Source organism: Roseomonas indoligenes, from assembly GCF_017813365.1.
Lineage (GTDB): Bacteria > Pseudomonadota > Alphaproteobacteria > Acetobacterales > Acetobacteraceae > Roseomonas > Roseomonas indoligenes.
The window spans coordinates 65,575-91,581 of sequence record NZ_JAGIZA010000010.1 but is presented as its reverse complement, the minus strand read 5'-3'; the positions used below and the strand labels follow the sequence as shown (position 1 = coordinate 91,581).

The following is a 26,007-nucleotide window of genomic DNA, read 5'->3' as shown; positions in this document are numbered from 1 at the left end:
CATGCCGAAGCGCACCGACATCCAATCCATCATGATTATCGGCGCCGGGCCGATCATCATCGGCCAGGCCTGCGAGTTCGACTATTCCGGCGCCCAGGCCTGCAAGGCGCTGCGCGCCGAGGGCTACCGCGTGATCCTGGTGAACTCCAATCCCGCCACGATCATGACGGACCCGGAGCTGGCCGACGCCACCTATATCGAGCCGATCACGACCGAGGTGGTGGAGAAGATCATCGCCAAGGAGCGGCCGGACGCCATCCTGCCCACCATGGGCGGTCAGACCGCGCTGAACACCGCGCTGAAGCTGGCCGAGGCCGGGGTGCTGGCGAAGTACGGCTGCGAGCTGATCGGCGCCAAGGCCGAGGTGATCGACAAGGCCGAGGATCGGCTGAAGTTCCGCGATGCCATGACGAAGATCGGCATCGAGAGCCCGCGTTCCGGCATCGCGCACTCCATGGAGGAGGCGCGCGCGGCGCTGGAGCTGGTGAAGCTGCCCTGCGTCATCCGCCCGAGCTTCACGCTCGGCGGTACGGGCGGCGGCATCGCCTATAACAAGGAGGAGTTCGAGCAGATCGTGGCCGCCGGCCTCGACGCCTCCATGACGACCGAGGTGCTGATCGAGGAGAGCGTGCTCGGCTGGAAGGAGTTCGAGATGGAGGTGGTCCGCGATTCCGCGGACAACTGCATCATCGTCTGCTCCATCGAGAACCTGGACCCGATGGGCGTCCATACCGGCGACAGCGTGACGATCGCACCGGCGCTGACGCTGACGGACAAGGAATACCAGCGCATGCGCGATGCCAGCATCGCCTGCCTGCGCGAGATCGGCGTGGATACCGGCGGCTCCAACGTGCAGTTTGGGATTAACCCGGTGGATGGCCGCATGGTCGTCATCGAGATGAACCCGCGCGTCTCCCGCTCCTCCGCGCTGGCTTCCAAGGCCACCGGCTTCCCGATCGCCAAGATCGCGGCGAAGCTGGCGGTGGGCTACACGCTGGACGAATTGGCGAACGACATCACCAAGACCACCCCGGCCGCCTTCGAGCCGACGATCGACTACGTGGTCGTGAAGATTCCCCGCTTCACCTTCGAGAAATTCCCGGGCACCCCGGCGACGCTGACCACCGCCATGAAGTCGGTGGGCGAGACGATGGCCATCGGCCGCTCCTTCGCGGAGGCCTTGCAGAAGGGCCTGCGCGGGCTGGAGACGGGGCTTTCCGGCCTGGACGAGATCACCATCCCCGGCGATGGCTCCGAGGAGGCGATGATTGGCGCGCTGGCCACGCCGACGCCGGACCGCATCCTGACGGTGGCCCAGGCGCTGCGCGCCGGGCTTTCGGTGGAGACGATCCACAACGCCTGCAAGTTCGACCCCTGGTTCATCCGGGAGGCTGAGAAGATCGTGCGCGCCGAGGCCGGCGTGATCGAGCACGGGTTGCCGACCGACGCCACCGGCTTCCGCCGCCTGAAGGCCATGGGCTTCTCCGACAAGCGCCTGGCGAAGCTGGCCGGGCTGCACGAGCCGGAGGTGCAGGTGCGGCGCGAGCGGCTGGGCGTGAACCCCGTGTACAAGCGCATCGACACCTGCGCGGCAGAGTTCGCCTCCTCCACCCCCTACATGTACTCCACCTATGAGGGCGGCTTCGGCACGCCGGTCTGCGAGAGCGACCCGACGGACCGGCAGAAGGTGGTGATCCTCGGCGGCGGTCCGAACCGGATCGGCCAGGGGATCGAGTTCGACTACTGCTGCGTCCACGCCGCCTATGCCCTGCGCGAGGCCGGGTTCGAGACCATCATGGTCAACTGCAACCCTGAGACCGTCTCCACCGACTACGACACCTCCGACCGCCTCTACTTCGAGCCGCTGACGGGCGAGGACGTGATCGCCCTGATCCGCAAGGAGCAGGAAAAGGGCACGCTGCTCGGCTGCATCGTGCAGTATGGCGGGCAGACGCCGCTGAAGCTCTCCCAGGCGCTGGACAAGGCGGGCATTCCCATCCTCGGCACCTCCGCCGAGGCCATCGACATCGCGGAGGACCGGGAGCGCTTCCAGCAGCTTCTCCAGGGCCTTGGCCTGCAGCAGCCGCAGAACGGCATCGCCCGCAACCTCGATGAGGCGGCGAAGGAGGCGGAGCGCATCGGCTACCCGGTGGTGGTGCGCCCCTCCTACGTGCTCGGCGGCCGGGCGATGGAGATCGCGCACAACCACGAGCAGCTCCTGCGCTTCGGCAAGGAGGCGGTGAAGGTTTCGGGCGAGAACCCCATCCTCATTGACCAGTACCTGCAGGACGCGATCGAGGTGGACGTGGACTGCATCGCCGACGCCGACGGCGAGGTCTACGTTGCCGGGGTCATGGAGCACATCGAGGAGGCCGGTATCCATTCCGGCGACAGCGCCTGCTCCCTCCCCCCCTACTCCCTGCCGCCCGCAGTGGTGACGGAACTGAAGGCGGAGACGGAGGCCATGGCCCGCGCGCTGAAGGTGCGTGGCCTGATGAACGTGCAGTACGCGGTGAAGGACGGCGAGATCTTCGTGCTGGAGGTGAACCCCCGCGCCTCCCGCACCGTGCCCTTCGTGGCGAAGGCCACGGGCGTGGCCGTGGCGAAGATCGGTGCACGCGTGATGGCCGGCGCCCGGCTGGCCGAGTTCAAGCTGGACGACACCGTCATCAACCGGCACGTGGCGGTGAAGGAGGCGGTCTTCCCCTTCAACCGCTTCCCCGGCGTGGACGTGCTGCTGGGCCCGGAGATGAAGTCCACCGGCGAGGTGATGGGCCTCGACCTCTCCTTCGAGCGCGCCTTCCTCAAGTCCCAGATGGGCGCGGGGGTGAAGCTCCCGGAGAAGGGCACGGCCTTCATCTCGGTGAAGGATTCCGACAAGCACGCGGCCGTCTCCCTCGCCCGCCGCCTGGCGGAGATGGGCTTCGACATCATGGCCACCCGCGGCACCGCGGCGCGGCTGCGGGAGGCGGGGCTGGCCGTGCGCGTGGTGAACAAGGTGCTGGAAGGCCGCCCGGACTGCGTGGACGCCATCAAGTCCGGCGAGATCCAGCTGGTGATCAACACCACCGGCGGCGGGCGCTCCGTCTCCGACAGCTTCGACATCCGCCGCGGGGCGCTGACCCAGGGGGTCCCGCACTACACAACCGTGGCGGGTGCGCGGGCGGCGGTTCACGCCATCGCGGCGCTCCGGGCGGGCACTCTTGATGTGGCGCCGCTCCAGGCGTATTTTCAGCCTTCGTTCTCGTAAGGGGCCCTTCGGGACCCCACCCTATCCGGGGCGGGACCGGCCGAAAGGCCGGCACCCGCCCCAAGTGTTTCAGCCGCCGCGTCCCCCTTGCGGGGGCGCGGCGGCCGCATCTAGGCCGGCCCGGTGCCCCATGAAGGGGTGCGGGGCCGGTTTCGTGAGACGTGACCGCCAGTCCCGGGGGAAACCCGCCATGCAGAAGTTCCCGATGACCGCCGAGGGCCTCGCTCGTCTCGAGGACGAGCTGCGCGTCCTGCGCGCCGAGGAGCGCCCGGCCGTGATCCGCGCCATCGCGGAGGCGCGCGCCCATGGCGATCTCTCGGAAAATGCCGAGTACCACGCGGCGCGCGAGAAGCAGTCCTTCATCGAGGGCCGCATCGCCGACCTGGAGGGGGTGATCCCCTCCGTCGAGGTGATCGACGTCTCCAAGATGTCCGGCGACCAGGTGCGCTTCGGCGCGAGGGTCACGATCGTCGATGAGGAGACGGAGGACGAGAAGACCTACCGGATCATCGGCGCCTATGAGGCGGACATGAAGAACGGGTCGATCTCCATCTCCTCCCCGCTCGCCAAGGCGCTGATCGGGCGCAAGGTGGGTGACAGTGTGGAGGTCCCGGCGCCGGGCGGCGCCCGCTCCGTCGAGATCACCAAGGTCGTCTTCTGAGGCGGCCGTGATGAGCGCCGTCGCGGACGCCCTGGTGGCGCCGGCCGTCACGCTCGCCGATGTGCGGGCGGCGGCGGAGCGGATCCGTGGCGCCGTGATGCGCACGCCCACCATCCCGGCCCCGGCCGTGGGCCGCGCGACGGGCTGCGACGTTTGGCTGAAGCTGGACAATCTCCAGGCCACCGGCGCCTTCAAGGAACGCGGGGCGGCGAACCGCCTCGCCCTGCTGACGGCGCGGGAGAGGGCGACGGGCGTGATCGCCATGTCGGCCGGCAACCACGCCCAGGCCGTGGCGCGCCACGCCAGCCTGCTTGGCGTCCGCGCCACCATCGTCATGCCGCGCTTCACCCCTGCCACGAAGGTGGTGCGGACGGAGAGCTGGGGCGCCGCGGTGGTGCTCCACGGCGAGACCCTGGCCGAGGCCGCGGCCCATGCCCACGCGCTGGCCTTGCGCGAGGGGCTGACCTTCATCCATCCCTATGACGACCCCGGCGTGATCGCGGGCCAGGGCACGATGGCGATCGAGATGCTGGAGGATGCCCCGGCCCTCGATACGCTCATCTTCCCCGTGGGCGGCGGCGGGCTGCTGGCCGGATGTGCCGCGGCGGCGCTTGAGATGAACCCGAACCTCCGCATCTACGGGGTGGAGGTGGAGGGCTATCCGGCCATGGCGCAGCGCCTGGCGGGCCAGCCCGTCTCTGTCGGCGGCCCGACCATCGCCGAGGGCATAGCCGTGCGCGACGTGGGCGAGGCCCCGCTGGCCCTGCTGCGGCGCCTGGGCATCGAAGTCCTGGTGGTGCCGGAACGCGCGGTGGAGCAGGGCATCGCCCTGCTGGCCGAGGGCGCGAAGGTGGTGGCCGAAGGCGCGGGCGCTACCGGCGTTGCCGCCCTTCTGGCCCACCCTGCCCGGTTCGCCGGCCGGCGCGTGGGCACCCCCGTCTGCGGCGGCAACATCGACGCGCGGGCCCTCTCCAACGTGCTCCTGCGGCAGCTCCTGCGCGACGGCCGCATCCTGCGCCTGCATTTCGACATTCCCGACCGCCCCGGCGTGCTCGCCGACATCTCTCGCCGCATCTCGGCAGCCGGGGGGAACGTGATCGAGGTGAAGCACCAGCAGCTCTTCGGCGCCCCCACCGTGCAATCCACGGAGCTGGAACTGATGATCGAGGTGCGCGACGCCGCCCAGGGCACGGCGCTGATCGCCGCGCTGGAAGCCGGCGACTACGTGGTGCGCCGCGGCTGACACAGGCGGGCCATGGCGCAACCGGATGGGCGTCCGAACGGTTCTCCGGGGCGAGTAGCCGCCTGGAGGTGTCCTTCCGTGTCCGCCCTTGCCCGCACGATCCCCCTGGTCATGGCCGTGCTGGCCTTTTCCCTGCTGGTTCCTTCAGAGGCAGAGGCGGGGCGGCGTGGCCGGAGCTGGGGGCCGGAGGCGGCGATCGCCAGCATCTTCGGCCTGCGCCTCTCCGCACCCGCGCCCCGCTACGCCGCGCCCCGCCGCGCGCGCCGGGCCGCCCCGGCACGGGGGAACCCGGCTCCTCCGCCCTCCGAAGCGCCGGTCCTCGCGGCCGCCTCGCCCCGGTCCGCCTCCCCTGCCCCGCCCGCGCCGGTTGCGGCGCAGCCGCTCCCGCCCGCCAGCCCGACCCCGGCCCTGGCGGCAGCTGCGCCGCAGGCAGCGCCGGCCGCCCCCGCCGCGCTCCTCCAGCCCGCCGCCTCCACCTCCGCCACGGCCCGCACGCCGGAGCGGAGCCGTTGGGTCGATCCCGTCCGCTGATGCCGATCCGGCCAGGGCGGGGTTGAGCATGGCCCGCGGAACGGGACGCAACAGCTTCGGCCGGCCCGAGAGGGAAGCCGGGGCAGGACCAGTGGTGGGCGCGGAACCCGCGACCCTGCCGCCGCCCGCCCCGGCACCGCCGCCTCAGCCGGCGTTCTCGGCCGCCGCACCCCAACCCCGGCGGGCACACCCTGTCGGCCGCGTCCTCGGGAGACTGCGTAGCGTGCTGCGGCCCGGCCGGGTGCTCCTCGCCATCTGCCTTCTTGCGCTGCTCGGCCTGGGCTCCCTCGCCTGGATCATGTTCCAGGTTCCCGTCGGCGGGGGCATGCAGCCGGACGCCACGCCGGCCTCCCTCATCCTCGAATCCCGCGACGGCACCGCCTTCGCCGCCCGGGGCGTGCTGCGGGGCGATGCGATCGAGGCGGACAAGCTCCCCAGGCCTCTGGCCGACGCCATCGTCGCGATCGAGGATCGCCGCTTCCACGACCATCTCGGGGTCGACCCGCGCGGCCTGATCCGCGCCGTGCTGCGGAACGCGGAGGCCGGGCGGGCGCGGCAGGGGGCCAGCACCATCACCCAGCAGCTGGCCCGGCTGAGCTACCTGTCCCAGGACCGCTCTCTCACCCGCAAGATCCAGGAGGCGGTGATCGCCTTCTGGCTGGAGGCGCGGCTGAGCAAGGAGGAGATCCTCGCCCGCTACCTCAACTCGGCCTATTTCGGCGCCGGCGCCTGGGGGGCGGACGCCGCCGCCCGCCGCTATTTCGGCAAGGGCGCCTCGGAGCTGAGCCTGGGCGAGGCGGCGATGCTCGCCGGCCTGGTCCGCGCCCCTTCCAGCCTCGCGCCCAACCGCAATCCGGAGGGTGCCTGGAGGCGGGCCGAGCTCGTGCTCTCCGTTATGCAGGAGACCGGCCACGCCACGCCGGAGGCCGTCACGGCCGCACGCGCCGCTCCCCCGGTTCTGCGCGCCCCGCCGGAGACCTCCACCGGCCGTGGCTACTTCGCCGACTGGGTCGAGGCCGAGGCGCGGCGCCTGATCGGCCCCCTGCCCGTGGACCTTTCCGTCCGCACCACGCTGGACCCGGCCCTGCAGGACCTGGCGGAAAAGGTTGTGGCAGGCTGGTTGGACGGCGAGGGAAAGCGTGTGAATGCCAGCCAGGCCGCCCTGCTGGCCATGACGCATGACGGCGCCGTGCTGGCCGCCGTGGGCGGGCGGGACTACGCGACCAGCCAATTCAACCGTGTCACCCAGGCCCGCCGGCAGCCCGGCTCCCTCTTCAAGCTCTTCACCTACGCCGCCGCGCTCGAATCAGGGATGACGCCGAGCACCACCGTGGTCGACCAGCCCGTGCGGATCGGCGATTGGGAGCCCGGCAACTACGGGGATCGGTTCCTCGGCCCGATGAGCCTGAAGGACGCCTTCGCCCATTCCGTGAACACCGTGGCGGTGCAGCTCTACACGCAGCTCGGCCGGCGGCGGGTGCTGGACATGGCGCGGAAGTTGGGGCTGCGCTCGGAGATGCCGGACGCGCCCGCCGTCTCCCTCGGCGCCGGAGAGGCGACGCTGCTGGAGATGACCTCCGCCTTCGCCGCGGCCGCGGGCAACCGGGCGGTGGAGCCCTACATCGTCCGCAGCGTCCGCGCGCGGGATCGGGCGCTGTTCACCCGGCCGGACACCATGCCCGGCGGCGCCCCGATCCTTTCCCCTGCCGCCCAGCAGGGATTGCTGGAGCTGATGCTGGCCGTGGTCCAGAACGGCACCGGCACCGCCGCGCGGCTGGACCGGCCCGTGGCGGGCAAGACCGGCACCACCCAGGACAGCCGTGACGCCTGGTTCATCGGGATGACCGCGGATGTGGTCGTCGGCGTCTGGGTGGGGAATGACGACAACTCCCCCATGCGGAACGTGACCGGCGGCGCCCTGCCCGCCCGCATCTGGCAGGACTTCGTCCGCAACGCGGACCGCGCGAAGACCGCGGAGGCCCCGATGCCCGCCACCACGCCCGCCCGCACGGCGGAACCAGCCCGCGGCGCCCCGCCGGTCCGGGGCGTGGCGAACGTGGTGGACACCGCCACGCTGCGGATCGGCAACCGCGCCCTGCAGCTGACCGGGGTGATCGGCATGCGCGGGGAGTACGCCCGCCAGCTCGCCCTCTACCTCGCCGGGCGGGAGGTGGTCTGCGAACCCGTCTCGGACGGCGCCCATCGCTGCAACGTGGAAGGGCGCGACCTATCCGACGTGGTGCTGTTCAACGGCGGCGGCCGCGCCAGCGCCGACGCCGCACCCGAGCTTCGGCGGAGCGAGACGGAGGCGCGGGAGGCCGGACGGGGCGTCTGGTCGGGGCAGTAGGGCTTAGCTGGGGAAGAAGGGATTGGCCGGCCGTGCCAGGCCGAGGTTGTCCCGCAGGGTCGGGCCCTCGTACTCCTCGCGGAACAGCCCGCGCCGCCGCAGTTCCGGCACCACGAGCCGGATGAAGCGCTCCAGCCCCGTCGGGACGACCGGGGCGGCGATCATGAAGCCGTCGCAGCCGCCCGTGGTGAACCATTCCTCCATGATGTCGGCGATCCGCCTCGCGTCGCCCTTGAACATGTTGCCGCCCATCTGCGGCAGGATGCGCTGATAGGTCTGTCGCACGGTCAGCCCCTCCTCCCGCGCGACGCGGAGGATGGCCTTGCCGATGCCGGTGTGGCCGACATGTTCCTCGTCGAGCTCGGGCATCGGCTCGTCCAGCGGGAGGTCCCGCATGGACCGGCCGAGCATCTTGGAGAGGTAGTCCACGCCCACGGCAGGTGGGACGAGATCCTCCAGCTCCTGGAACAGCGCGTCCGCCTCGGCCTCGGTCTCGCCGACGAAGATCGTCACGCCCGCCAGGATCCGCATGGCGTCGGCGGCGCGGCCGAACTTCGGCAAGCGGCCCTTGATGTCGGCGTAGAGGCGCTGCGCGTTGGCCAGGTTGCCCTCGATCGCGAAAACACAGTCCGCGTGCTGCGCGGAAAGGTCCTTGCCCGTCTCGGACTGCCCGGCGGAGAAGATCACGGGGTGCCCCTGCGGCGAGCGCGGCGCGTTCAGCGGGCCGCGCACCCGGAAATGCTCGCCCGCGTGGTCGAGCATGTGGACCTTCTCCGGGCGCAGGAAGGTGCCGCTCGCCTTGTCCTGCGGGAAGGCATCGTCCGCCCAGCTGTCCCACAAGCCTTTCACCACCGCCGCGAACTCGCCGGCGCGTGCGTAGCGCGTGTCCCGCGCCACATGCTCGCTGTGGCTGAAGTTCAGCGCGTCCTCGGGGTTGGAGGTGGTCACAAGGTTCCAGCCGGCGCGGCCGCCGCTGATATGGTCGAGCGAGGCGAAGCGGCGCGCGACGTGGAAGGGTTCGTCATAGGTGGTGGTGGCGGTGGCAACGAGGCCGATGTGCCGCGTCGCCATCGCCAGGGCGGAGAGCAGCGTCACCGGCTCGAAAACGCCCGGCCGGTCGGAGGGGCTGGTGGCGCGGAACAGGTCGGGCTTGTCGAGCTGCCGGACCCCGTTGCCGTCGGCCAGGAAGAGGAGGTCGAACTTCCCGGCCTCGGCGATCTGCGCCAGCCGCACGGCGTTGCGAATGTTCGCGGCCGGGTGGTCCCAGGCATCGGGGTGGCGCCATTCGCCGACATGGCTGCCGGCGGCGTTGGCATTGGCGGCGAGCACCATTTTATTCATCGGCATCAGGCCCGCCTCACGTTCCAGAAGACAGGGAAGCCTGTCACCATGCCCGTCAGGTTCCGGCGATAGGCCACCGGGGCGAAGAACTGGCCGAGCGGGACGTAGGGCACGTCCTGGAAGGCGCGCTCCTGGATGGCGCGGGCCGCGCGCTGCTGGGCGGGCAGGTCCGGCGCGTCGAACCAGGACTGGCGAAGCGCCTCCAGTTCCGGCAGGTCCGGCCAGCCCGTCCAAGCCTTGGCGCCATTGCCCTGGAGCGATTGGTGGACGGCGGGGTTAATGACGGAGAGCCCGCTCCAGATGCCGAAATACACGCTCCAGCCGCCCTGGTCGGGCGCGTCCTTCTTCACGGCCTTGGCGTTCACCGTGCCCCAGTCCGCCACCTGGTAATCGACGTTCAGGCCGATCTTCGCCAGCAGGTCCGCCGCCACGTCGCTCGCGGCTTTCACTGAGGCGCGGTCGCCGGGGCCGAGCACCACCACCTGCTCGCCCTTGTAGCCGGCGGCCTGGATATCGCGCCGCGCCTTGGCGAGGTCCGGCGTGTCGCTGAGGACGGAGAGGCCGGCATCGCTGGCATAGGGCGTGCCCGGCGGAAAGAAGCCGACGCCCGTGCGGAACAGGCTCGGGTCCGTGCCCGCCATGGCCTGCATGAAGTCCAGCTGGCTCGTGGCGGCCAGCACGGCGCGGCGGATGGCCGGATTGTCGAAGGGCGGGTGCAGGAAGTTGAAGCGCATCACTGGCATGCCGCCGGAGGGGTCGTTCACCTCCACCGCCAGCTCGCGCCGGCGGCCGAGCAGGGGGAGGTAGTCCGGGGTCGGCGTCTCCCACCAGTCCACTTCGCCGTTCTGCAGGGCCGCTGCGGCGGTCGAGGCGTCGGGGATGATGACCCACTCCACACGGTCGAAGTGCGCGACTTTTGGGCCGGCGGTCCAGCCGGGCTCCCCGCCCTCGCGCGGGCGATACCTGTCGTTCCGGGCGAAGAGGATGCGGGCGCCCATCACGCTCTCGTCGCGGAGCAGCCGGAAGGGTCCGCTGCCCATGACTTCCGTGACCTGCTGGTGCGCGGGGGTCCTGGCCAGCCGCTCCGGCATGATGGCTGCGCAATTGGCGGTGGATTTCGCCAGGCCGAAGGTCAGCAGCGGGAATGCCTTGTTCAGCCGGAAGACGAGGGTGCGGTCGTCCGGCGTCTCGATCGCGTCCGTCGCGGCCATGAGGGAGAGGCCGAAGGGATCGCGCGATCCCCAGCGGCGGATGCTGGCCGCGCAGTCCCGGGCGAGGACGGGCGTGCCGTCGTGGAAGGCGAGGTCGGGGCGCAGGCGGATCGTCCAGCGCTTTCCGCCATCCTCGGTGGTGAAGCCCTCGGCCATCTGGGGCTGGGGCAGAAGGTTCTTATCCAGGCCGAAGAGCGTGTCGTAGACGAGGTAGGCGTAGTTGCGTGTGACCTGGGTGGAGGAGAAGACCGGGTCGTAGCTCGTGATATCCGTCTGCGGGATGAAGCGCAGGGTGCGCTCCGCCTGAGCCTTTGCCAGGGAAGGCGCGCCCAGCGCCGCCCCGCCGGCCATGGCGAGGATCCCTCTGCGTCCGATCATCCGATACCCCCGGTCCGGTGTGGCGCCGTGCCGACTGCGTTTCCGTTTCGGACGAGCCTAGGCGCAAGCAATGAGGGGTCAAGTATTTTCGAAATTATCTCCGGCCGCCCCCTGAAGAGCCTTTAGGATGGCGGCGGAGCCGTGGCGGATGTGGCGGCACAGGACCAAGACGGCCATCTCGCCGTCCCGCGCCAGCACCGCCTCTGCCAGCCGCGCGTGGTCGGTCCGAAGCAGGGCCTCGTCCAGCGGCGGGGGGCGGAGGATGTTCCGATAGCGGCTGGAATGGTCCCACAGGATCGCGTGGAACATGTCCTGGATGAAGTGGCGGCTGCCGGAGAGGATCTCGTAGTGGAACGCGTGATGCGCCCGGCGCCAGTCAGGGTTCAGCGCGTCAGATCCGGCGGAGGCATACATCGGCAGGGCGCGGAGCGCGGCGTGCGATGCCTCGACACGCTCCGCCCAGGCCAGATCGCCGGCCCGGATGGAATCCTCCAGCATCAGCGTTTCCAGCCGCTCCCGCGCGCACACGACCTGCTCGAAATGGACGAGGTTGAGCGCCGCCACACGGAAGCCGCGCTGGTCATGCGCCTCCACCAGCAGGGTGGCGGAGAGCCGGTACAGCGCCTCCCGCAGAGGCGTCATGCCCACGCCGTAGCGGGCACGCAGCCCGTCCAGCGCCAACTTGCTACCGGGCGCGAGGGCGCCGGCGATCACATCATCCCGCAGGCGGGCATAGACGCGGCTGGCCTGGGTGGAGGAGACCTCGCGGTCCTCGGGCAAGGAACACTCCGAATTTCGAAATTCGCGGCATCTTAGCCCGGCTGGCGTCAGCCCTCTACAGGCACCCCGGCCTCGTCCTTGGAGGTACGGATGGTCTGGAGGGTGCGGACATGCATGACGAGTTCAGAGCCGGTCAGCCGGTTCGTCAGTTCGTTCTCATGCGCGGGGTTGCGGGCCACCAAGCGCAGCAGGAAGTCGCCGCCGCCGCGGATCATGTGGCACTCCCGCACCTCCGGCCAGTCCCGCACCATGGCCTCGAAGGACTCCAGCACGGGCAGCTTCTGGCTCTCCAGCCCGACCACGGCGAAGAAGGTGATCTCCCAGCCGAGGGAGGCGGGGTCCACATCGGCGTGGTAGCCGCGGATCACCCCCGTCTCCTCCAGCCGGCGGACGCGGCGCAGGCAGGGCGGCGCGGACAGGCCGACCCTTGCCGCCAGCGCCACGTTCGTCATGCGCCCATCGTCCTGCAGCTCGCGCAGGATCTCCCGGTCGGTTGCGTCGAGGGCGCCAGGCGCAAAGCCGTTGCCGGGGTCTTTCAAGGTCGGTTCTTCTCTCGGGCCGTCTTCCGGGGCCAATCTTGGGGTCAGGGGTCCAGGTTCAGACTTGGCGACCCATGCTGCGGGCCGGACGCTCCACCCTGGACTATCCTCTGAGCGGGGGGGCGGCTTCAAGGCCCGGCTCACCGGATCGGGATGCAGGGGTGGTGCAACGCGGCGCGCGCACCGATATGGTGGCGCTGCGACTCTGCACTGCCTTCAGGACATGGACGTGCCCGACACCCATCGTACGCGACTGCTCATCCTCGGCGCCGGCCCGGCCGGCTACACCGCCGCCATCTACGCGGCACGCGCCGGGCTCGAGCCGATCCTCGTCGCGGGACTCCAGCCGGGCGGGCAGCTCACCATCACGACCGATGTCGAGAACTACCCCGGCTTCGCCAGCGCGGTTCAGGGCCCCTGGCTGATGGAACAGATGCAGGCCCAGGCCGCCCATGTCGGCACCCGCATCATCCAGGACGTGATCACCGGGGTGGAGTTGGGCGGGAAGCCCTTCCGCGCCACCGGCGATTCGGGCGACACCTACGAGGCCTCCGCCATGGTGATCGCGACCGGCGCCCAGGCACGCTGGCTCGGCATCCCCGGTGAGAAGGAGCTGTCCGGCTTCGGCGTCTCCGCCTGCGCCACCTGCGACGGCTTCTTCTTCCGCAACCGGGAGGTCGCGGTGATCGGCGGCGGCAACTCGGCGGTGGAGGAGGCCCTCTACCTCGCCGGGCTGGCGTCCAAGGTCACGCTGATCCACCGGCGGGACAGCCTGCGGGCCGAGCGGATCATGCAGGAGCGGCTGTTCAACCACCCCAAGGTCTCCGTGGTCTGGAACACGGTGGTGGAGGAGGCGCTGGCAACCGAGGGCAAGTTCCGCGCCCTGCGCGCGCTGAAGCTTCGGGATCTGGCTGGCGGCGGCAGCTACGAACTGCCGGTGGACGGCATGTTCGTCGCCATCGGGCACGACCCCGCGACCGCCCTGTTCCGTGGCCAGCTCAAGACCGACGAGGACGGCTATATCGTGACCGAGCCCGGCTCCACCCGCACCAGCATCCCCGGGATCTTCGCCGCCGGCGACGTGCAGGACCGGATCTACCGCCAAGCCGTCACGGCCGCCGGCTCCGGCTGCATGGCCGCGCTGGACGCCGAGAAGTGGCTGGCCCACATGCCGGACGACGCCCCGGCGGTCGCAGCCTATGACGCGGTGGACGGCTGATGCCGCTGGATTGGGACAAGCTCCGGGTCTTCCACGCCGTCGCGGAGGCGGGATCCTTCACCCATGCCGGGGATACGCTGAACCTCAGCCAGTCCGCCGTCTCCCGCCAGATCCAGGCGCTGGAGGAGAGCCTGAACGTGCCGCTGTTCCACCGGCACGCGCGCGGGCTGATCCTGACGGAGCAGGGCGAGACGCTGAACAAGACGGTGCGCGAGGTCTTCGCCAAACTGGCGATGACCGAGGCCCTGCTGACGGAGAGCCGGGAGCGCGCGGCCGGGCGGCTGAAGGTGACGACCACCACCGGCTTCGGCGCCAACTGGCTCGCCCCCCGGCTGGAGCGCTTCCTGAAGCTGCACCCCGACATGACGGTGACGCTGCTGCTGGACGACACGGAGCTGGACCTGGCGATGCGGGAGGCGGACCTGGCCATCCGCATGCACGCCCCGCGTCAGCCGGACCTGATCCAGCGGCACATCGCGACCTTCGGCTGGAAGGTGGTGGGCTCGCCCGACTACCTGCGCGGCGCCGGCATGCCGCAGCGGGTGGAGGACCTGGATGCCCACCGGCTGATCATCTACGGCGACTATCACCCGCCGGTGGAGGACATCAACTGGCTGGCCGAGGCGGGGCGCCGCCCTGGTTCCCCGCGGCGCGCGGCGGTGGAGGTGAACTCGCTTCCGGCCATGCTGCGGGCCGTGCGCTCCGGTCTCGGGCTGGCCGCCCTGCCCGACTACATGGGTGATGACCTGGCCGATCTGGTTCCGGTGCTGACGGAGCTGAACACGCCGAAGATCGAGGCCTTCTTCGTCTATCCGGAGGAGATGCGGAACTCCAAGCGCGTGGCCGTGTTCCGCGACTTCCTCGTGGCCGAGCTCGCGGCCCAGGGCTGACGGCCGGGGGAGGTCCCTCCCCCGGCACCTCTCAGCGGCGCTCGATCCCCCAGAACACGGGAAAGCTGAAGGGCACCACGCCCTTCAGGTCGGCCCTCCAGGCCGGCGGCCCGGCGAACTGGCCGGCCAGCACGTAGTCCACGTTGCGGTGCATGGCCGTCTGGATCGCATCGGCCAGCTCCTTTTGCTCCTTCGGATCGGCGGCCACGGCATAGCGCCGCAGCAGGTCCGTCATGGCGGGATCGCAGTACCAGCCCGGGGAGCTGTCGGCGCAGTTGAAGGCCACCAGCGGGTTGGCGATGGGGTTCACCAGGTCGATCCCGTTGTTCACGATCGGCGCCACTGCCCATCCCGTCCGGTTCAGCCTCTTCGCCGCCACCGTGGCGTAGTCCGAGGACTGCAGGTCCACGTTGAACCCGGCGCGGCGCATCTGGTCGGAGACGACCAGCCCGATCGGGTTCAGGAGGGCCGAGGTCTGGGCGTGGAGGAAGACCACCGGCTCGCCGCGATAGCCCGATTCCCGCAGCAGCTGTCGCGCCCGCTCCGTCCCGGCCTGGCGCAGCGGCTCGGTCCCGGCCTCGCTCGCCCCGGCCCAGCCGCACATGTAGATCGAGCCGCATTGCGGCACGACGAGGTCCTCCGGCAGGCCCATGGCCGCCATCACCTCGGGCTGCAGCACCGCCGCCTGCAGGGCCTGCCGCGCCTTGGGGTCGTTGAAAGGCGGGGCGGCGTGGTTCACGTTCACCAGCGCCAGGAACTGGTCGACTCCCGCCGGCTTGCCGACGACGACGCTGCGGTTCCGGCGCATCGGCGCCACGAAGTCCGGCGGCAGGATCTCCAGGTAGTCCAGCTCGCCGGATTGCAGGGCGGCGGCGCGGGTGGACTGGTCCGTCACGCTGAGCAGTTCCACCCGTTCCATCCGCGCCACCTTGCCGCCGGAGAGGCCGTCCGGCGCCTCCGCGCGCGGGCGGTAGCGGGGGTTGCGGATGAAGCTGGCGCGCTCACCCGGCCGCCACTCATTCCGCAGGAAGAGGAAGGGGCCGGAGCCCATCACCTCCGGCACCGGCACCGCGGCGTCCATGTTCGCCAGCCGCGCCGGCATGATAACCGGCACCTGGTGGCCGGATCGGCCCAGCGCCTCGATCACGAAAGCAAAGGGCCGGCTCATCCGGAACTCGAAGGTCTTGGGGCCGGTGACCTGAACCTCTCGCACCGCGTCCATCATCGCCGTGCCAAAGGCCTCGCGCTTCGCCCAGCGGCGGATGGAGGCGACGCAGTCCTCCGCCGTCACGGGCGTGCCGTCGTGGAACTCCAGCCCGTCGCGCAGGGTGAAGCGCCAGGCCATCCGGTCCGGGGTGACCTCCCACCCCTCCAGCATCTGCGGGTGGAACCTGCCCTGGCTGTCGATGGCCACCAGCGTGTCGAAGACGAGATAGGCGAAGACCCGGGCGGAGTTGATCGTGGTCACGATCGGGTCCAGCACCTGCAGTTCGGTGTTCAACGAGACGCGGAGGGTGCTGCCCTGCGCCCGCGCGGGCGCAGCAGGAAGGATGCCCGCGCCAAGGACCATGGAGGCGAGGGCGCAGGCCCCCGCCAGCCGAGAGAATCGCATCGCCGTTCCTTTGTTCGTGGTCGTCGCGCTGCCGTGCGATGCCCCGGGGAACGGGGGCGGCGGTCCTTCTCCCCTTCCCTGCCCCCCTCAGCTGGCGGGGGCGGCCTCCCCCTTCTTCTGACGGAAGTGGTCGTAATTCGCCCCGCGGAAGGCGGCCATGTAGTCGCCCACCGTCTGCGGCGGGAACTTCGGCGGGTTCGCCGCGTCCGTGCAGCCCGGCAGCGCCTCGATCAGCGTCTCCGGGTTGGGGTGGAAGAAGAAGGGGATGGCGTAGCGGGGCTTCGGTTCCTTGTTGAAGGCCCGGTGCGGGGTGGAGAGGAAGCGCCCGTTGGTCCAGCGGTTCAGCACGTCGCCCGTGTTCACCACGAAGGTGTCGGGCAGCACCGGCGCGTCGATCCACTCGCCGGCCTGGGTGCGGATCTGCAGGCCGGGGACGGGGTTCTGGGCCAGCAGGGTGATGAAGCTGGAGTCCGTGTGCGGGGCGATGCCGAACTCGTCCGCGCCGTATTCCACCGGCGGGTAGTGGGTCAGGCGGAGGGAACTGAGGGAGCGGTCGCAGAGCGGGCCGAAATAGTCGGCCGGCAGGTCCAGGGCGCGGGCGTAGATCGGCAGCATCCGCAGCGCCAGCGCTTCCACCGCCGCGTAGTAGCGGAGCGTGACCTCCCGGAAGGAGGGCAGCGAGTCGGGCCAGCGGTTCACAGGGTGGGCCGGATCGCGCTCCGGATTGACGAAGAAGGCCTCGTTCTCATTCGGCTTGCGGACGGCATTCAGCCCATTGGCCCGCGCGACACTGGATTTGTAGGGCAGGTAGCCCTGCATTCGGTCGTCCAGCTTCAGGGCCATCTTCTCCTCCAGCGGCAGGGCGTGGAAGGCGGCGGCGGCGGCGAAGGTCTCGCGCATCAGGTCCACGGGCACGCCGTGGTTCCGGATGAAGAGAAAGCCCACCGTCTCGCAGATTCGGTGCAGGTCGGCGGCGGTGGCCTCCAGCGCCCCTGGTTCCCCGGCGAAGCAGGGGCCGAGGTCGATGACCGGGATGGAATCCGTGCGGTCGGAATCGAGGGGCATGGGCGGGCTCCGCATTTTGGGCGTCAGGACGCGGGGCGATCCTCCGGGCGTCCGGCGCGCGACGTCAAGTGAAGCCTGCCGCATATTTCGGCGGCGCCTCCCTGTCAGTGCTGCCATCCCGGGCACGACAGACCCATATTGCCTGGGTTGGCGGCATCGCCCCTGGCCGACGGGCATCCGTTTCGTGCTGCGCCGCGTCATGCATCGCCCGCATGGCGGGTGGACGTTCTTGGCGCGCGCTGCACCATCCGGCGAGGCCTAACCTTCCTTCCGTCCGGTGATTGATCCGGACCGGGTTCTTGGAACCCCGCGTCTCCCAGACGTGAAGCCTCCCTGTATGTACTTGCCCGGAAGGCTCAGGCTTCAGGCCGCGGCTTTCCGGGCTTTCTTTTTTGCCCGCGCGATGCCACGTGAGCGCGGACGCGCGGCGCGGACCGTCGGGCGGGCAGGACCAGCCGGCGGGGCCCCGCACCGGCCCCCATCAGAGAGACACGATGCGAACCCTCAAGGGCACAGACTTCAACGATCGTAGCAAGAACTCCCTCGAGGCCAAGAAGGCCCTTCTCGAGCGCTTCAAGTCGCGCCCGACGGCGGCGGAAGATCCGGCCGTGGCGGCCCGACAGGAGGAGCGCCGGCAGATCATCCAGGCCCGTGAAGCCCGGGAGGCCGAGCGCCGCCGCCTGAAGGAGGAGGAGAAGGCCCGCCAGGAGGCCGAGCGCCTGCGGCTGATCGCCGAGGAGGAAGCGCGGCAGGCCGAGCTGGCCCGCGAGGCCGCCGAGGCCACCGAGCGCGCCCGCCAGGAGCTGATCGAGGCCAAGCTGGAGCGCGACCGCCGTTACGCGGCCCGCAAGGCCCGGGCGAAGGGCAAGAAGTAGGCGCCCTTACGCCGCCCGTTTCGCGCCGCCGGTCCCCAGGGGCCGGCGGCGTTTTCGTGTCCGCTACTCGGCCCTGATCCCGGCTTCCCGCACCAGGGTTCCCATCTCCGCCCGCCCCTGCACGACGAAGCGGGCAAAATCGGCGGGGGAGGAGCCGACGGGAACCGCCACCAGCCCGTCCAGCCGCGCCTTCACCTCCGGATCCGCGAGGGCGGAGGCCGTGGCGGCATGCAGCCGTTCCGCGATGCCCATCGGCGTGCCGGCCGGGGCGAAGAGGGCGCACCACTCGGCGATGGTCAGCCCGGGCAGCCCGGCCTCCGCGAAGGTCGGCACATCCGGCCGCGCGGCGATCCGCGACTCGGTCGCCACCGCCAGCAGCCGCGCCCGGCCCGAGTCCGCGATAGGTCCGGCGGAGAGGACGGTGATGAAGGCACCGTCCAGCACCCCTGCCGCCAGGTCGCGCGCCGCATCGGCGCCGCCGCGATAGGGGGCGTGCGTCACCTCGATTCCCGCCAGCCGCTGCAACTGCGCGAGCGCCAGATGGCCCGCCGTGGCGTTGCCCTGGGTGCCCATGTTCAGCGTGCCCGGCCGCGCCTTCGCCGCCGCGATGAACTCCGCCACGCTGCGGATGGGACTGTCGGCCTTCACCGCCAGCACCTGCGGGAAAGTGGTAGCCAGCGTCACTGGCAGGAAGGCGGTGGCGTAGTCGAAGGACAGGCCCTTCAGCAGGCTGGGGTTCACGAGGTGGGAGGAGGCGTCCCATAGCAAGGTGTGGCCATCCGGCGCGGCCTGGGCCACCAGCGCGCCGCCGTTGGAGCCGCTGCCGCCCGTGCGGTTCTCCACCACCACCGTCTGGCCGAGGCGGTCGCCCAGGCGCGGCGCCAGCACGCGGGCCACGCTGTCCGCGGCGCCGCCGGCGGCGAAGGCGACGATCAGGCGGATGGGGCGGTTGGGCCAGGGCGCCTGGGCGCGGAGAGCGCGCGGCCCGGCCAGCACCCCCATGGTGGCGCCTGCCCAGCCCAGCATCCTGCGGCGTTCGAACATGGCCCCCTCTCCTCCCCTGTCGTTCCGGGGATGGATGCCGCGGGCGCGGCGAAGGTCAACCCCCGCGGCTTGCGGTGCGCTCAGGGGACGCGCTTCATGGGGTTATGCCGATGACACTGATCGCCGGGCGCGCCCACGCCCCCTTCCTCCGGGCATGACGGCCGCCCTTCTCGGCGGCGCGCCCGATCCCGACGGGCTGCGCGAGTTGCCGGAGGATCTGTCCGGCCGGATCGGCTTCGTCGCCGCCACCTCGGAGGAGGCCGCGGCCGCCCATGCGGAGCTGGTGCAGATCTACGGCGACGTGCCAGCAGAGGAAGCCGCCGTGGTGGTCGCTTTGGGCGGCGATGGCGCGATGCTGGAGACGCAGCATCGGCTGCTCGGCCGCAACATCCCGGTCTACGGCATGAATCGCGGCAGCGTGGGGTTCCTGATGAACCCCTACCGCAAGGAGGGGCTGGTGGAGCGGCTGCAGGCCGCCCAGGCCGCGCTGCTGCAGCCCCTGCGGATGCGCACCACGCGCTCGGACGGGACGGTGGCGGAGGCGCTGGCGATCAACGAGGTCTCCCTACTGCGGGAGACCCGGCAGGCCGCGAAGATCCGCATCCTCGTGGATGGGAAGGAGCGGATGGCGGAGCTGATCTGCGATGGCATCCTGGTGGCCACGCCGGCGGGCAGCACGGCCTACAACCTCTCGGCCCATGGGCCGATCATCCCGCTGGGGACGAACCTGCTGGCGATGACGCCCATCTCCGCCTTCCGGCCCCGCCGCTGGCGCGGGGCGCTGCTGCCGGGCAACGCCTCCGTCGCCTTCGAGATCCTGGAGGGGGAAAAGCGCCCCGTGGCGGCGGTGGCGGACTACACGGAGGTGCGCGACATCCGCCGGGTGGAGATCTGCGAGGACGCGCGCGTGCGGCTGACCATGCTGTTCGATCCCGACCACGGGCTGCCCGAGCGAATCCTGGCCGAGCAGTTCACGGTCTGAGGAAGCCCTCCAGGGCGGCGAGGACCTCCTCCGGCGCCTCCTCGGCGAGGTAGTGGCCGCTGTTCACCGCGCCCCCCTCGATCGTGTTGTCCGCGTAGTCCCGCCAGAGCTTCAGGGGCTCGTACCACTTCCCGATCTTCCCCTTCGCGCCCCAGAGCACGAGCATCGGGCAGCGCACCCGCCCCCCCTCGGTGCGGGACGCGCGGTCGTGCTCCAGGTCGATGCCGGTTGCGGCGCGGTAGTCCTCGCAGATGGACTCGACCGTGCCCGGCAGGTTCAGCGCGGCGAGGTAGTCGGCCCGCGCCTCCGGGTGGAAGAAGCCGTCATCCTTGGGCTCGCGGGAGGTGTGCAGGCGGAACCAGTCCTCCACGTCGCGGCGGATCAGGCGCTCCGGCAGGGGGTGCGGCTGGGCCAGCCAAAACCAGTGGTAGTAGCCGAGGGCGAAGTCCATGTCGGTGCGCTCGAAATGGGCGAGCGTCGGCACGATGTCCATCGTGCAGAGCCGCTCCACCCTGTCGCCGTGGTCCAGCGCGAGGCGGTGCGCCACGCGGGCGCCGCGGTCATGGCTCACGACGCCGAAGGTCTCATGGCCCAGGGCGGTCATCAGCGCGGCCATGTCGGCCGCCATCTCGCGCTTGCTGAAGGCGGCGCTGCCGGGGGCGACGGGCGGCTTGCCGCTGAAGCCGTAGCCGCGCAGGTCCGGAAGGACCAGGGTGAAGCGCCGGGCGAGCACCGGTGCCACCTTGTGCCACATGGCATGGGTTTGCGGGTTGCCGTGCAGCAGGAGCAGCGGCGGCCCCTCCCCCGCGCGGCGGAGGCGCAGGGTGGTGCCGTTCACCTCCCGGGTTTCCATCGTGAAGCCCTCGAAGATCATGCGGCCCCTTCCCCCATCCGGTCCGCGCGCATCCTGCTCCGGCGCGCGGCGCGCGTCAGCCCTGGGCGGGACACCGTTTCCAGATGCCGCGATCCGTGCGATCCGTCCGGGTAATCCCCCGCGCCCGGCGCGGATCGCCAATCAAGGGATGGGAGGTCCCCGCCATGCTCACTCGCCGCCACGCCCTGGCCCTGACGGGCCTTCTCGCCATGCCCGCCGTCGCGCGCGCCCAGACCGGTAGCCCGGACTGGGTACCGACGCGTCCGATCGTGCTCGTGGTGCCCTACCCCGCCGGCGGCCCCACCGACGTGCTGGCGCGGATGGTGGCCGGGGAGATGGCGAAGGACCTCGGCACGGCCGTGGTGGTGGAGAACGTGGCGGGCGGCGGCGGCTCCATCGGCTCCCGCCGCGTGGCGACGGGGCCGGCGGACGGCACCTCCATCATGCTCGCCTCCAACCAGACCCACGCCACCAACCTCTCGCTGCTGCCGGATGGTGGCGGCTACGACCCGGTGAAGGACTTCACCCCGATCGCCGGGCTGGCGGACCTGCAGCACATCCTGGTGGTGCGGCCGGACGTGCCGGCGAAGACGGTAGCCGAGCTCCTGGCCCTAGCGAAGGCGAAGCCCGGCACGATCACCTGCGCCTCCACCGGCCAGGGCTCCGCGTCCCACCTCACGCTGGAGCTGTTCCGGGCGAAGACGGGGGCGGACATGGTGCACGTGCCCTATCGCGGCTCCTCGCCGATGCTGAACGACCTTCTGGGCGGGCATGTGCAGGTCAGCTTCGCCACAGCGCCGACCGTGCTGACCCAGGTGCAGACGGGCAAGCTGCGCGGGCTCGCCGTGGCCTCGCCGCGGCGGTCGCCGCATCTGCCGGAACTGCCCACCCTGGCCGAGGCAGGCGTGCAGGGGGTGGAAGCCGATGCGTGGTTCGGCCTCTTCGCCCCGGCGGCCGTCCCTGCCCCGGCGCTGTCGCGGCTGCGGGCCCTGGCGCTCGCCGCCATGGCGCGGGAGCCGGTGCGCGCGCGGACGACCGAGGTGGGCATGACGGTGAATGTGCGGAACGCCGACGCAATGGGGGCCTTCCTGAGGGAGGACATCGCGCGCTGGGCCGAGGTGATCCGCGTGGCGAACGTGAAGCCGGAATGAGGGCCGTTGCTTGAAGGCGGTCGTCACCGGGTCTTCCGGCTTCCTCGGCGGGATGATTGCGGCGGGGCTGGCCGCCGATCCGCGCGTGGACGCCGTGACGGGGCTGGACAGGGTGGCTGCGCCGGCCGGTGCGCCCTTCGCCGGTATTCGGGGCGAGGTGGCGCGGATCCCGGAGTTGGTGCCAGCGGCGGATCTGGTCGTCCATGCCGCCGCCATCACCACCCAGGCCAGCGAGGACGACCCCGACCTCGCCTACGCCATCAACGTCGAGGGCACGCGAGCCGTGCTCCGCTGGGCGCGGGCCCAGCCGCGGCCGCCAAGGGTGGTGCTGCTCTCCAGCGTCGCCGTGTTCGGCGCCGGGGATGCGGTGGCGACCGAGGCGACACCTCCGGATCCGCGCAGCGCCTATGGCACGACGAAGCTGATCGCAGAGCGGTTGATGATGGACGCCACGCGCCGGGGCGAGGTGGACGGGGTGGTGTTGCGCCTGCCCGTGGTGGTGGTGCGGACAGGCGCCCGCACGGCGCCGCCGGGCGCGGGCTTCGTTTCCGCCTACATCGACGCGGCGCTGCGGGAATTGCCCTGCACGGCCCCTTTCACGCCAGGGCATGCCATCCCCGTTGCTTCCTACCGCGCGACGGTGGGCCTGATCCTGCGGGCGGCCCTGGAGGTTCTGCCGGAGCGGCTCCTGCATGTGCCTTCGCTCGCTGCATCGGCCGAGTCCACCCGCGACGCTCTGGTCGCACAGGGCGTGGAAGGCCGGATCGAGTGCCGCCCAGACCCGGCCGTGCAGGCCCTGGTGGCTGGCTGGCCGGAACGGTTGGAAACGCTGCACCCGGATTTCTCGGCCGACCTGGCCGATGCCGGGCTTGGCGCGATCATCAGTGAGCACGCCATCCGGCTAGGGAGAGTCGTGGCTTAGGCCTAGCGATCCGGCGGGGGTCGTGGCGTGTCCCGGCCAGCCCCGGCCTTCGCCATCAAGCCGGTGACCAGGGCTGCCACCAGCGCGATGCCCGCCACCACAAGCAGCGCGACGGAGAAGCCGAACTGCAGCACCCGCGCTACCAGCGCGAGAACCGCGAAGAGAACGGCGAGGCCGAGGGCCCAGCGCATCATCGTAAGGATCCTTCCCGATCCCCAGGGCAACGGTGCCGCAGGCCGGTCGTTGCGCGCGCTACTCCGAACGGAAGGATCGGAGATCCGGCTTGATCGCCAGCACCGCCTCGGCCAGCGGCGCGGGCCAGGGGGCGCCGCGGGTCGGCACGGTGAGGCTGGCGGAACCTTCGTCCAGCAGCAGCAGGTAGAAGCGCTCCGTGCGGCTGTCGTAGCCCAGGAAGAGCCCGGCTTCCGCGCAGTCCCCGCCGTCGCAGGTCCAGCCGAAGACGTAGCGGTTCTCCGCCACCCGCAAGGCCCCCGGATCGGCGGCGTGCAGGTGGCGCAGGATGTAGGTCTGGCGGCCTCGCGTCACGGAACGGAAGCCGATCGAGACGTCGGGATGTGCGGCGAGCCGGGTCACGGGTTGCCCGGCCAGCGTCAGCGGTGAAGGTTCCGGCAGCGGCTGCGCGCTGGCAGGACCGGCTAGCAGGATGGCGAAAAGCAGAAGGGCGAGTGGTTTCCCACCCGCCCTTCGCAGAACGTTGCGGCGAAGCGAAATCACGCCTCGGCCGCTTCTTCCTCAACCACCTCGGGCTTCGGACCGCTGTCCAGGCCCTTGGCGCCGATGTCGCGCTCAACCAGCTCGATCACCGCCATCTGGGCGGCATCGCCGTAGCGAATGCCGGCGCGCAGCACGCGGGTGTAGCCGCCGTTGCGGGCCGAGTAGCGCGGCGCAAGCGTATCGAACAGCTTGCGAACCACCGCCGCATCGCGGATCTGCGCGGCCGCCTGACGGCGGGCGTGCAGGTCGCCACGCTTGCCGAGGGTGATGATGCGCTCCACGTAGGGGCGCAGCTCCTTGGCCTTCGGCAGCGTGGTGGTGATCTGCTCGTGCTTGAGCAGGCTGGTCGCCATGTTACGGAACATGGAGAGCCGGTGAGAAGAGGTGACGCCGAGCTTCCGGCCCGAGACCCCGTGACGCATTGACTTAGTCCTTTCCTCGGCCGCTCTAGAAGGGCTCGTCGACCTTGCGGGCCAGGTCCTCGATGTTCTCGGGCGGCCAGCCCGGGACGTTCATGCCGAGCTGCAGCCCCATGGAGGTGAGAACCTCCTTGATCTCATTGAGAGACTTGCGGCCGAAGTTCGGGGTACGCAGCATCTCCTGCTCGGACTTCTGAACGAGATCGCCGATATAGACGATGTTGTCGTTCTTCAGGCAGTTCGCCGAGCGGACGGAGAGCTCGAGCTCGTCCACCTTGCGGAGCAGGTTGCGGTTGAACGGCAGGTCGTCCTCGACCTCGGCGGGGCGCGCCTCGCGCGGCTCGTCGAAGTTGATGAAGAGCTGCAGCTGGTCCTGCAGGATGCGCGCGGCGAGCGCCACGGCGTCATCCGGCGTGACCGTGCCGTCCGTCTCCACGTTCAGCACCAGCTTGTCGTAGTCCGTGCGCTGACCGACGCGGGTCGGCTCCACGCGATAGGCCACGCGGCGCACCGGGGAGTAGATGGCGTCCACGGGGATGAGGCCGATCGGCGCATCCTCGGGGCGGTTCTCGGAGGCGGGGACATAGCCCTTGCCCGTGGAGACGGTCAGCTCGGCATTGAGTCTCGCGCCGTCGTCCAGCGTGCAGATCACCATCTCCGGGTTGGCGATCTCGATGTCGCCGGTCACCTGGATCTGGCCAGCCGTCACCTCGCCCGGGCCGGTCGCCGTCAGGGAAAGGCGCTTGGAGCCCTCGCCCTGCATGCGGATGGCCAAGCGCTTGATGTTCAGCACGATGTCCGTCACGTCCTCGCGGACGCCGGGCAGGCTGCTGAACTCGTGCAGCGCACCGTCGATCTGGACCGCCGTCACCGCCGCGCCCTGAAGGGACGACAGCAGGATGCGGCGCAGAGCGTTGCCGAGCGTCATGCCGAAGCCGCGCTCCAGCGGCTCCGCGACGATGGTCGCGGAACGGGAGGGGTCGTTGCCGCCCTCCACGTCCAGACGCTCGGGCTTGATGAGGGAACGCCAGTTGCGATCCATCGCGCCACTCATGGTGGTGTTACCCCCTTAGACGCGGCGCCGCTTGCGGGGGCGGCAGCCATTGTGCGGGATCGGCGTCACGTCCTTGATCGCGGTGACGTAGAAGCCGACGGCCTGCAGGGCGCGAAGCGCGCTCTCGCGGCCCGAGCCGGGACCGGAGACCATGATCTCCAGCGTCTCCATGCCGTGCTCGCGCGCCTTCTTGCCCGCGTCCTCCGCCGCCACCTGGGCGGCGTAGGGGGTGGACTTGCGGCTGCCCTTGAAGCCCTGGGAGCCGGAGGACGACCAGGCGATCGCGTTGCCCTGGCTGTCCGTGATCGTCACGATCGTGTTGTTGAAGGAGGCGAGCACATGGGCCACGCCGGAAGAAATGTTCTTCCGCTCCTTCTTGCGGGGACGAGACCCCGCATTCGGCTGACGCGCCATCTTACTTCGTCACCTTCTTCTTGCCGGCGATCGCGACGGCCTTGCCCTTGCGGGTGCGCGCGTTCGTGTGCGTGCGCTGACCGCGCACCGGCAGGCCGCGGCGATGACGCAGGCCGCGATAGCAGGCCATGTCCATCAGGCGCTTGATGTTCATCGCCACCTCGCGGCGAAGGTCGCCCTCCACGCGGTAGTCGCGATCCATCGTCTCGCGCAGGCGAAGCAGCTCATCTTCGGAGAGCTGGTTCACCCGGCGCTCCTCGGGGATGCCGAGCTTCTCGCAGATGTCGGCCGCGTTCTTGGGGCCGATGCCGAAGATGTAGCGCAGCGAAATATGCACGCGCTTATTGTCGGGGATGTTCACGCCGGCGATGCGCGCCACGTTGCTCTCCTGGAACCCGGGGTTCCGTTCGGGCCGGGCGGGAACCGTCCGGCGAGGTGATCCTGACCCGGGCGCCGCAATGGCCCCCGGA

25 protein-coding genes are annotated in these 26,007 nt (G+C 70.7%); 11 read left to right on the top strand and 14 right to left on the bottom strand.

Going from position 1 to position 26,007, the window contains the following annotated elements; translation table 11 throughout:
* Window position 1 precedes the first annotated feature (1 nt).
* From carB to J5Y10_RS16620, 5 genes are all read left to right on the top strand, one after another.
* Window positions 2–3,250 (top strand): carbamoyl-phosphate synthase large subunit, encoded by a 3,249-nt coding sequence (gene carB, locus J5Y10_RS16640; protein WP_209375159.1) that lies wholly within the window; start codon window positions 2–4, stop codon window positions 3,248–3,250.
* A 190-nt stretch (window positions 3,251–3,440) separates the two neighbouring features.
* The gene (gene greA, locus J5Y10_RS16635) at window positions 3,441–3,911 is read left to right on the top strand and encodes a transcription elongation factor GreA (RefSeq protein WP_209375158.1); all 471 of its coding nucleotides are present in this window, start codon (window positions 3,441–3,443) and stop codon (window positions 3,909–3,911) included.
* A 10-nt stretch (window positions 3,912–3,921) separates the two neighbouring features.
* Window positions 3,922–5,154 carry a threonine ammonia-lyase gene (locus J5Y10_RS16630; protein WP_209375157.1) on the top strand — a complete coding sequence of 411 codons (1,233 nt, stop codon included), beginning with the start codon at window positions 3,922–3,924 and terminating at the stop codon, window positions 5,152–5,154.
* A gap of 78 nt (window positions 5,155–5,232) precedes the next feature.
* The gene (locus tag J5Y10_RS16625) at window positions 5,233–5,685 is read left to right on the top strand and encodes a hypothetical protein (RefSeq protein ID WP_209375156.1); all 453 of its coding nucleotides are present in this window, start codon (window positions 5,233–5,235) and stop codon (window positions 5,683–5,685) included.
* Between the two features lie 223 nt (window positions 5,686–5,908).
* Entirely contained in the window at window positions 5,909–8,032 is a 2,124-nt protein-coding gene (locus tag J5Y10_RS16620; RefSeq protein ID WP_342452945.1) for a PBP1A family penicillin-binding protein, read from the top strand.
* Between the two features lie 3 nt (window positions 8,033–8,035).
* Here J5Y10_RS16620 and J5Y10_RS16615 read toward each other — a convergent pair whose 3' ends face one another.
* The 4 genes from J5Y10_RS16615 to J5Y10_RS16600 all read right to left on the bottom strand — a co-directional run bounded on the left by J5Y10_RS16615 (window position 8,036) and on the right by J5Y10_RS16600 (window position 12,281).
* A complete protein-coding gene (locus tag J5Y10_RS16615) occupies window positions 8,036–9,379 on the bottom strand; it encodes an LLM class flavin-dependent oxidoreductase (protein WP_209375155.1) in 1,344 nt (447 codons plus the stop codon).
* A complete protein-coding gene (locus J5Y10_RS16610) occupies window positions 9,379–10,959 on the bottom strand; it encodes an ABC transporter substrate-binding protein (protein WP_408901588.1) in 1,581 nt (526 codons plus the stop codon). Before J5Y10_RS16610 ends, J5Y10_RS16615 begins: the two co-directional genes overlap by 1 nt.
* 81 nt (window positions 10,960–11,040) lie before the next feature.
* A complete protein-coding gene (locus J5Y10_RS16605) occupies window positions 11,041–11,742 on the bottom strand; it encodes a GntR family transcriptional regulator (RefSeq protein ID WP_209375153.1) in 702 nt (233 codons plus the stop codon).
* A 47-nt stretch (window positions 11,743–11,789) separates the two neighbouring features.
* Window positions 11,790–12,281: an Lrp/AsnC family transcriptional regulator gene (locus J5Y10_RS16600; RefSeq protein ID WP_245214796.1), complete on the bottom strand. Its 492-nt coding sequence runs from the start codon at window positions 12,279–12,281 to the stop codon at window positions 11,790–11,792.
* 229 nt (window positions 12,282–12,510) lie between these two features.
* Between J5Y10_RS16600 and trxB the strand changes: the two genes are divergently transcribed.
* Together trxB and J5Y10_RS16590 are read left to right on the top strand one after the other, a co-directional pair.
* The gene (gene trxB / locus J5Y10_RS16595; RefSeq protein ID WP_342452943.1) at window positions 12,511–13,500 is read left to right on the top strand and encodes a thioredoxin-disulfide reductase; all 990 of its coding nucleotides are present in this window, start codon (window positions 12,511–12,513) and stop codon (window positions 13,498–13,500) included.
* Window positions 13,500–14,390, top strand: a complete 891-nt coding sequence (locus J5Y10_RS16590) for a LysR family transcriptional regulator (RefSeq protein ID WP_209375151.1) — start codon at window positions 13,500–13,502, stop codon at window positions 14,388–14,390. The genes trxB and J5Y10_RS16590 overlap by 1 nt, the downstream gene beginning before the upstream one ends.
* Window positions 14,391–14,421: 31 nt before the next feature.
* Here J5Y10_RS16590 and J5Y10_RS16585 read toward each other — a convergent pair whose 3' ends face one another.
* Together J5Y10_RS16585 and J5Y10_RS16580 are read right to left on the bottom strand one after the other, a co-directional pair.
* Entirely contained in the window at window positions 14,422–16,002 is a 1,581-nt protein-coding gene (locus tag J5Y10_RS16585; protein ID WP_209375150.1) for an ABC transporter substrate-binding protein, read from the bottom strand.
* Between the two features lie 87 nt (window positions 16,003–16,089).
* Complete coding sequence (locus tag J5Y10_RS16580; protein ID WP_209375149.1) at window positions 16,090–17,067, bottom strand: isopenicillin N synthase family dioxygenase; 978 nt, start codon at window positions 17,065–17,067, stop codon at window positions 16,090–16,092.
* A 494-nt stretch (window positions 17,068–17,561) separates the two neighbouring features.
* Between J5Y10_RS16580 and J5Y10_RS16575 the strand changes: the two genes are divergently transcribed.
* Window positions 17,562–17,942, top strand: a complete 381-nt coding sequence (locus J5Y10_RS16575) for a DUF6481 family protein (RefSeq protein WP_209375148.1) — start codon at window positions 17,562–17,564, stop codon at window positions 17,940–17,942.
* Between the two features lie 63 nt (window positions 17,943–18,005).
* Here the strand turns inward: J5Y10_RS16575 and J5Y10_RS16570 are convergent, their stop codons facing one another.
* On the bottom strand, window positions 18,006–18,986 hold the full coding sequence (locus J5Y10_RS16570) for a Bug family tripartite tricarboxylate transporter substrate binding protein (RefSeq protein ID WP_209375147.1): 981 nt from the start codon (window positions 18,984–18,986) through the stop codon (window positions 18,006–18,008).
* Between the two features lie 154 nt (window positions 18,987–19,140).
* Here J5Y10_RS16570 and J5Y10_RS16565 point away from each other — a divergent pair, with 154 nt between their 5' ends.
* Window positions 19,141–19,968 carry an NAD kinase gene (locus J5Y10_RS16565; protein WP_209375146.1) on the top strand — a complete coding sequence of 276 codons (828 nt, stop codon included), beginning with the start codon at window positions 19,141–19,143 and terminating at the stop codon, window positions 19,966–19,968.
* On the opposite strand, the gene J5Y10_RS16560 is transcribed toward J5Y10_RS16565, so the two are convergent.
* The gene (locus tag J5Y10_RS16560) at window positions 19,958–20,842 is read right to left on the bottom strand and encodes an alpha/beta fold hydrolase (RefSeq protein ID WP_209375145.1); all 885 of its coding nucleotides are present in this window, start codon (window positions 20,840–20,842) and stop codon (window positions 19,958–19,960) included. The genes J5Y10_RS16565 and J5Y10_RS16560 overlap by 11 nt on opposite strands.
* A gap of 164 nt (window positions 20,843–21,006) precedes the next feature.
* Here J5Y10_RS16560 and J5Y10_RS16555 point away from each other — a divergent pair, with 164 nt between their 5' ends.
* On the top strand, window positions 21,007–21,993 hold the full coding sequence (locus tag J5Y10_RS16555) for a Bug family tripartite tricarboxylate transporter substrate binding protein (protein WP_209375144.1): 987 nt from the start codon (window positions 21,007–21,009) through the stop codon (window positions 21,991–21,993).
* A gap of 10 nt (window positions 21,994–22,003) precedes the next feature.
* A complete protein-coding gene (locus tag J5Y10_RS16550) occupies window positions 22,004–22,915 on the top strand; it encodes an NAD-dependent epimerase/dehydratase family protein (RefSeq protein ID WP_209375143.1) in 912 nt (303 codons plus the stop codon).
* A 2-nt stretch (window positions 22,916–22,917) separates the two neighbouring features.
* On the opposite strand, the gene J5Y10_RS16545 is transcribed toward J5Y10_RS16550, so the two are convergent.
* The 6 genes from J5Y10_RS16545 to rpsM all read right to left on the bottom strand — a co-directional run bounded on the left by J5Y10_RS16545 (window position 22,918) and on the right by rpsM (window position 25,916).
* On the bottom strand, window positions 22,918–23,109 hold the full coding sequence (locus J5Y10_RS16545; RefSeq protein ID WP_209375142.1) for a hypothetical protein: 192 nt from the start codon (window positions 23,107–23,109) through the stop codon (window positions 22,918–22,920).
* A 58-nt stretch (window positions 23,110–23,167) separates the two neighbouring features.
* A complete protein-coding gene (locus tag J5Y10_RS16540; RefSeq protein WP_209375141.1) occupies window positions 23,168–23,509 on the bottom strand; it encodes an Ivy family c-type lysozyme inhibitor in 342 nt (113 codons plus the stop codon).
* A 137-nt stretch (window positions 23,510–23,646) separates the two neighbouring features.
* On the bottom strand, window positions 23,647–24,072 hold the full coding sequence (gene rplQ / locus J5Y10_RS16535) for a 50S ribosomal protein L17 (RefSeq protein ID WP_209375140.1): 426 nt from the start codon (window positions 24,070–24,072) through the stop codon (window positions 23,647–23,649).
* 25 nt (window positions 24,073–24,097) lie between these two features.
* Window positions 24,098–25,111: a DNA-directed RNA polymerase subunit alpha gene (locus tag J5Y10_RS16530; RefSeq protein WP_245214795.1), complete on the bottom strand. Its 1,014-nt coding sequence runs from the start codon at window positions 25,109–25,111 to the stop codon at window positions 24,098–24,100.
* Window positions 25,112–25,138: 27 nt separating this feature from the next.
* Window positions 25,139–25,537: a 30S ribosomal protein S11 gene (gene rpsK, locus J5Y10_RS16525; protein ID WP_043835425.1), complete on the bottom strand. Its 399-nt coding sequence runs from the start codon at window positions 25,535–25,537 to the stop codon at window positions 25,139–25,141.
* Between the two features lies 1 nt (window position 25,538).
* Window positions 25,539–25,916, bottom strand: coding sequence for a 30S ribosomal protein S13 (gene rpsM / locus J5Y10_RS16520; protein ID WP_209375138.1), 378 nt, complete (start codon window positions 25,914–25,916; stop codon window positions 25,539–25,541).
* Between the last annotated feature and the right edge of the window lie 91 nt (window positions 25,917–26,007).

Coding starts and splice junctions, on each gene's coding strand:
- carB (WP_209375159.1), top strand. CDS start 2: ATGCCGAAGCGCACCGACATCCAATCCATCATGATTATCGGCGCCGGG.
- greA (WP_209375158.1), top strand. CDS start 3,441: ATGCAGAAGTTCCCGATGACCGCCGAGGGCCTCGCTCGTCTCGAGGAC.
- J5Y10_RS16630 (WP_209375157.1), top strand. CDS start 3,922: ATGAGCGCCGTCGCGGACGCCCTGGTGGCGCCGGCCGTCACGCTCGCC.
- J5Y10_RS16615 (WP_209375155.1), bottom strand. CDS start 9,379: ATGCCGATGAATAAAATGGTGCTCGCCGCCAATGCCAACGCCGCCGGC.
- J5Y10_RS16590 (WP_209375151.1), top strand. CDS start 13,500: ATGCCGCTGGATTGGGACAAGCTCCGGGTCTTCCACGCCGTCGCGGAG.
- J5Y10_RS16585 (WP_209375150.1), bottom strand. CDS start 16,002: ATGCGATTCTCTCGGCTGGCGGGGGCCTGCGCCCTCGCCTCCATGGTC.
- J5Y10_RS16580 (WP_209375149.1), bottom strand. CDS start 17,067: ATGCCCCTCGATTCCGACCGCACGGATTCCATCCCGGTCATCGACCTC.
- J5Y10_RS16575 (WP_209375148.1), top strand. CDS start 17,562: ATGCGAACCCTCAAGGGCACAGACTTCAACGATCGTAGCAAGAACTCC.
- J5Y10_RS16570 (WP_209375147.1), bottom strand. CDS start 18,986: ATGTTCGAACGCCGCAGGATGCTGGGCTGGGCAGGCGCCACCATGGGG.
- J5Y10_RS16565 (WP_209375146.1), top strand. CDS start 19,141: ATGACGGCCGCCCTTCTCGGCGGCGCGCCCGATCCCGACGGGCTGCGC.
- J5Y10_RS16560 (WP_209375145.1), bottom strand. CDS start 20,842: ATGATCTTCGAGGGCTTCACGATGGAAACCCGGGAGGTGAACGGCACC.
- J5Y10_RS16555 (WP_209375144.1), top strand. CDS start 21,007: ATGCTCACTCGCCGCCACGCCCTGGCCCTGACGGGCCTTCTCGCCATG.
- J5Y10_RS16545 (WP_209375142.1), bottom strand. CDS start 23,109: ATGATGCGCTGGGCCCTCGGCCTCGCCGTTCTCTTCGCGGTTCTCGCG.
- rplQ (WP_209375140.1), bottom strand. CDS start 24,072: ATGCGTCACGGGGTCTCGGGCCGGAAGCTCGGCGTCACCTCTTCTCAC.
- J5Y10_RS16530 (WP_245214795.1), bottom strand. CDS start 25,111: ATGGATCGCAACTGGCGTTCCCTCATCAAGCCCGAGCGTCTGGACGTG.
- rpsK (WP_043835425.1), bottom strand. CDS start 25,537: ATGGCGCGTCAGCCGAATGCGGGGTCTCGTCCCCGCAAGAAGGAGCGG.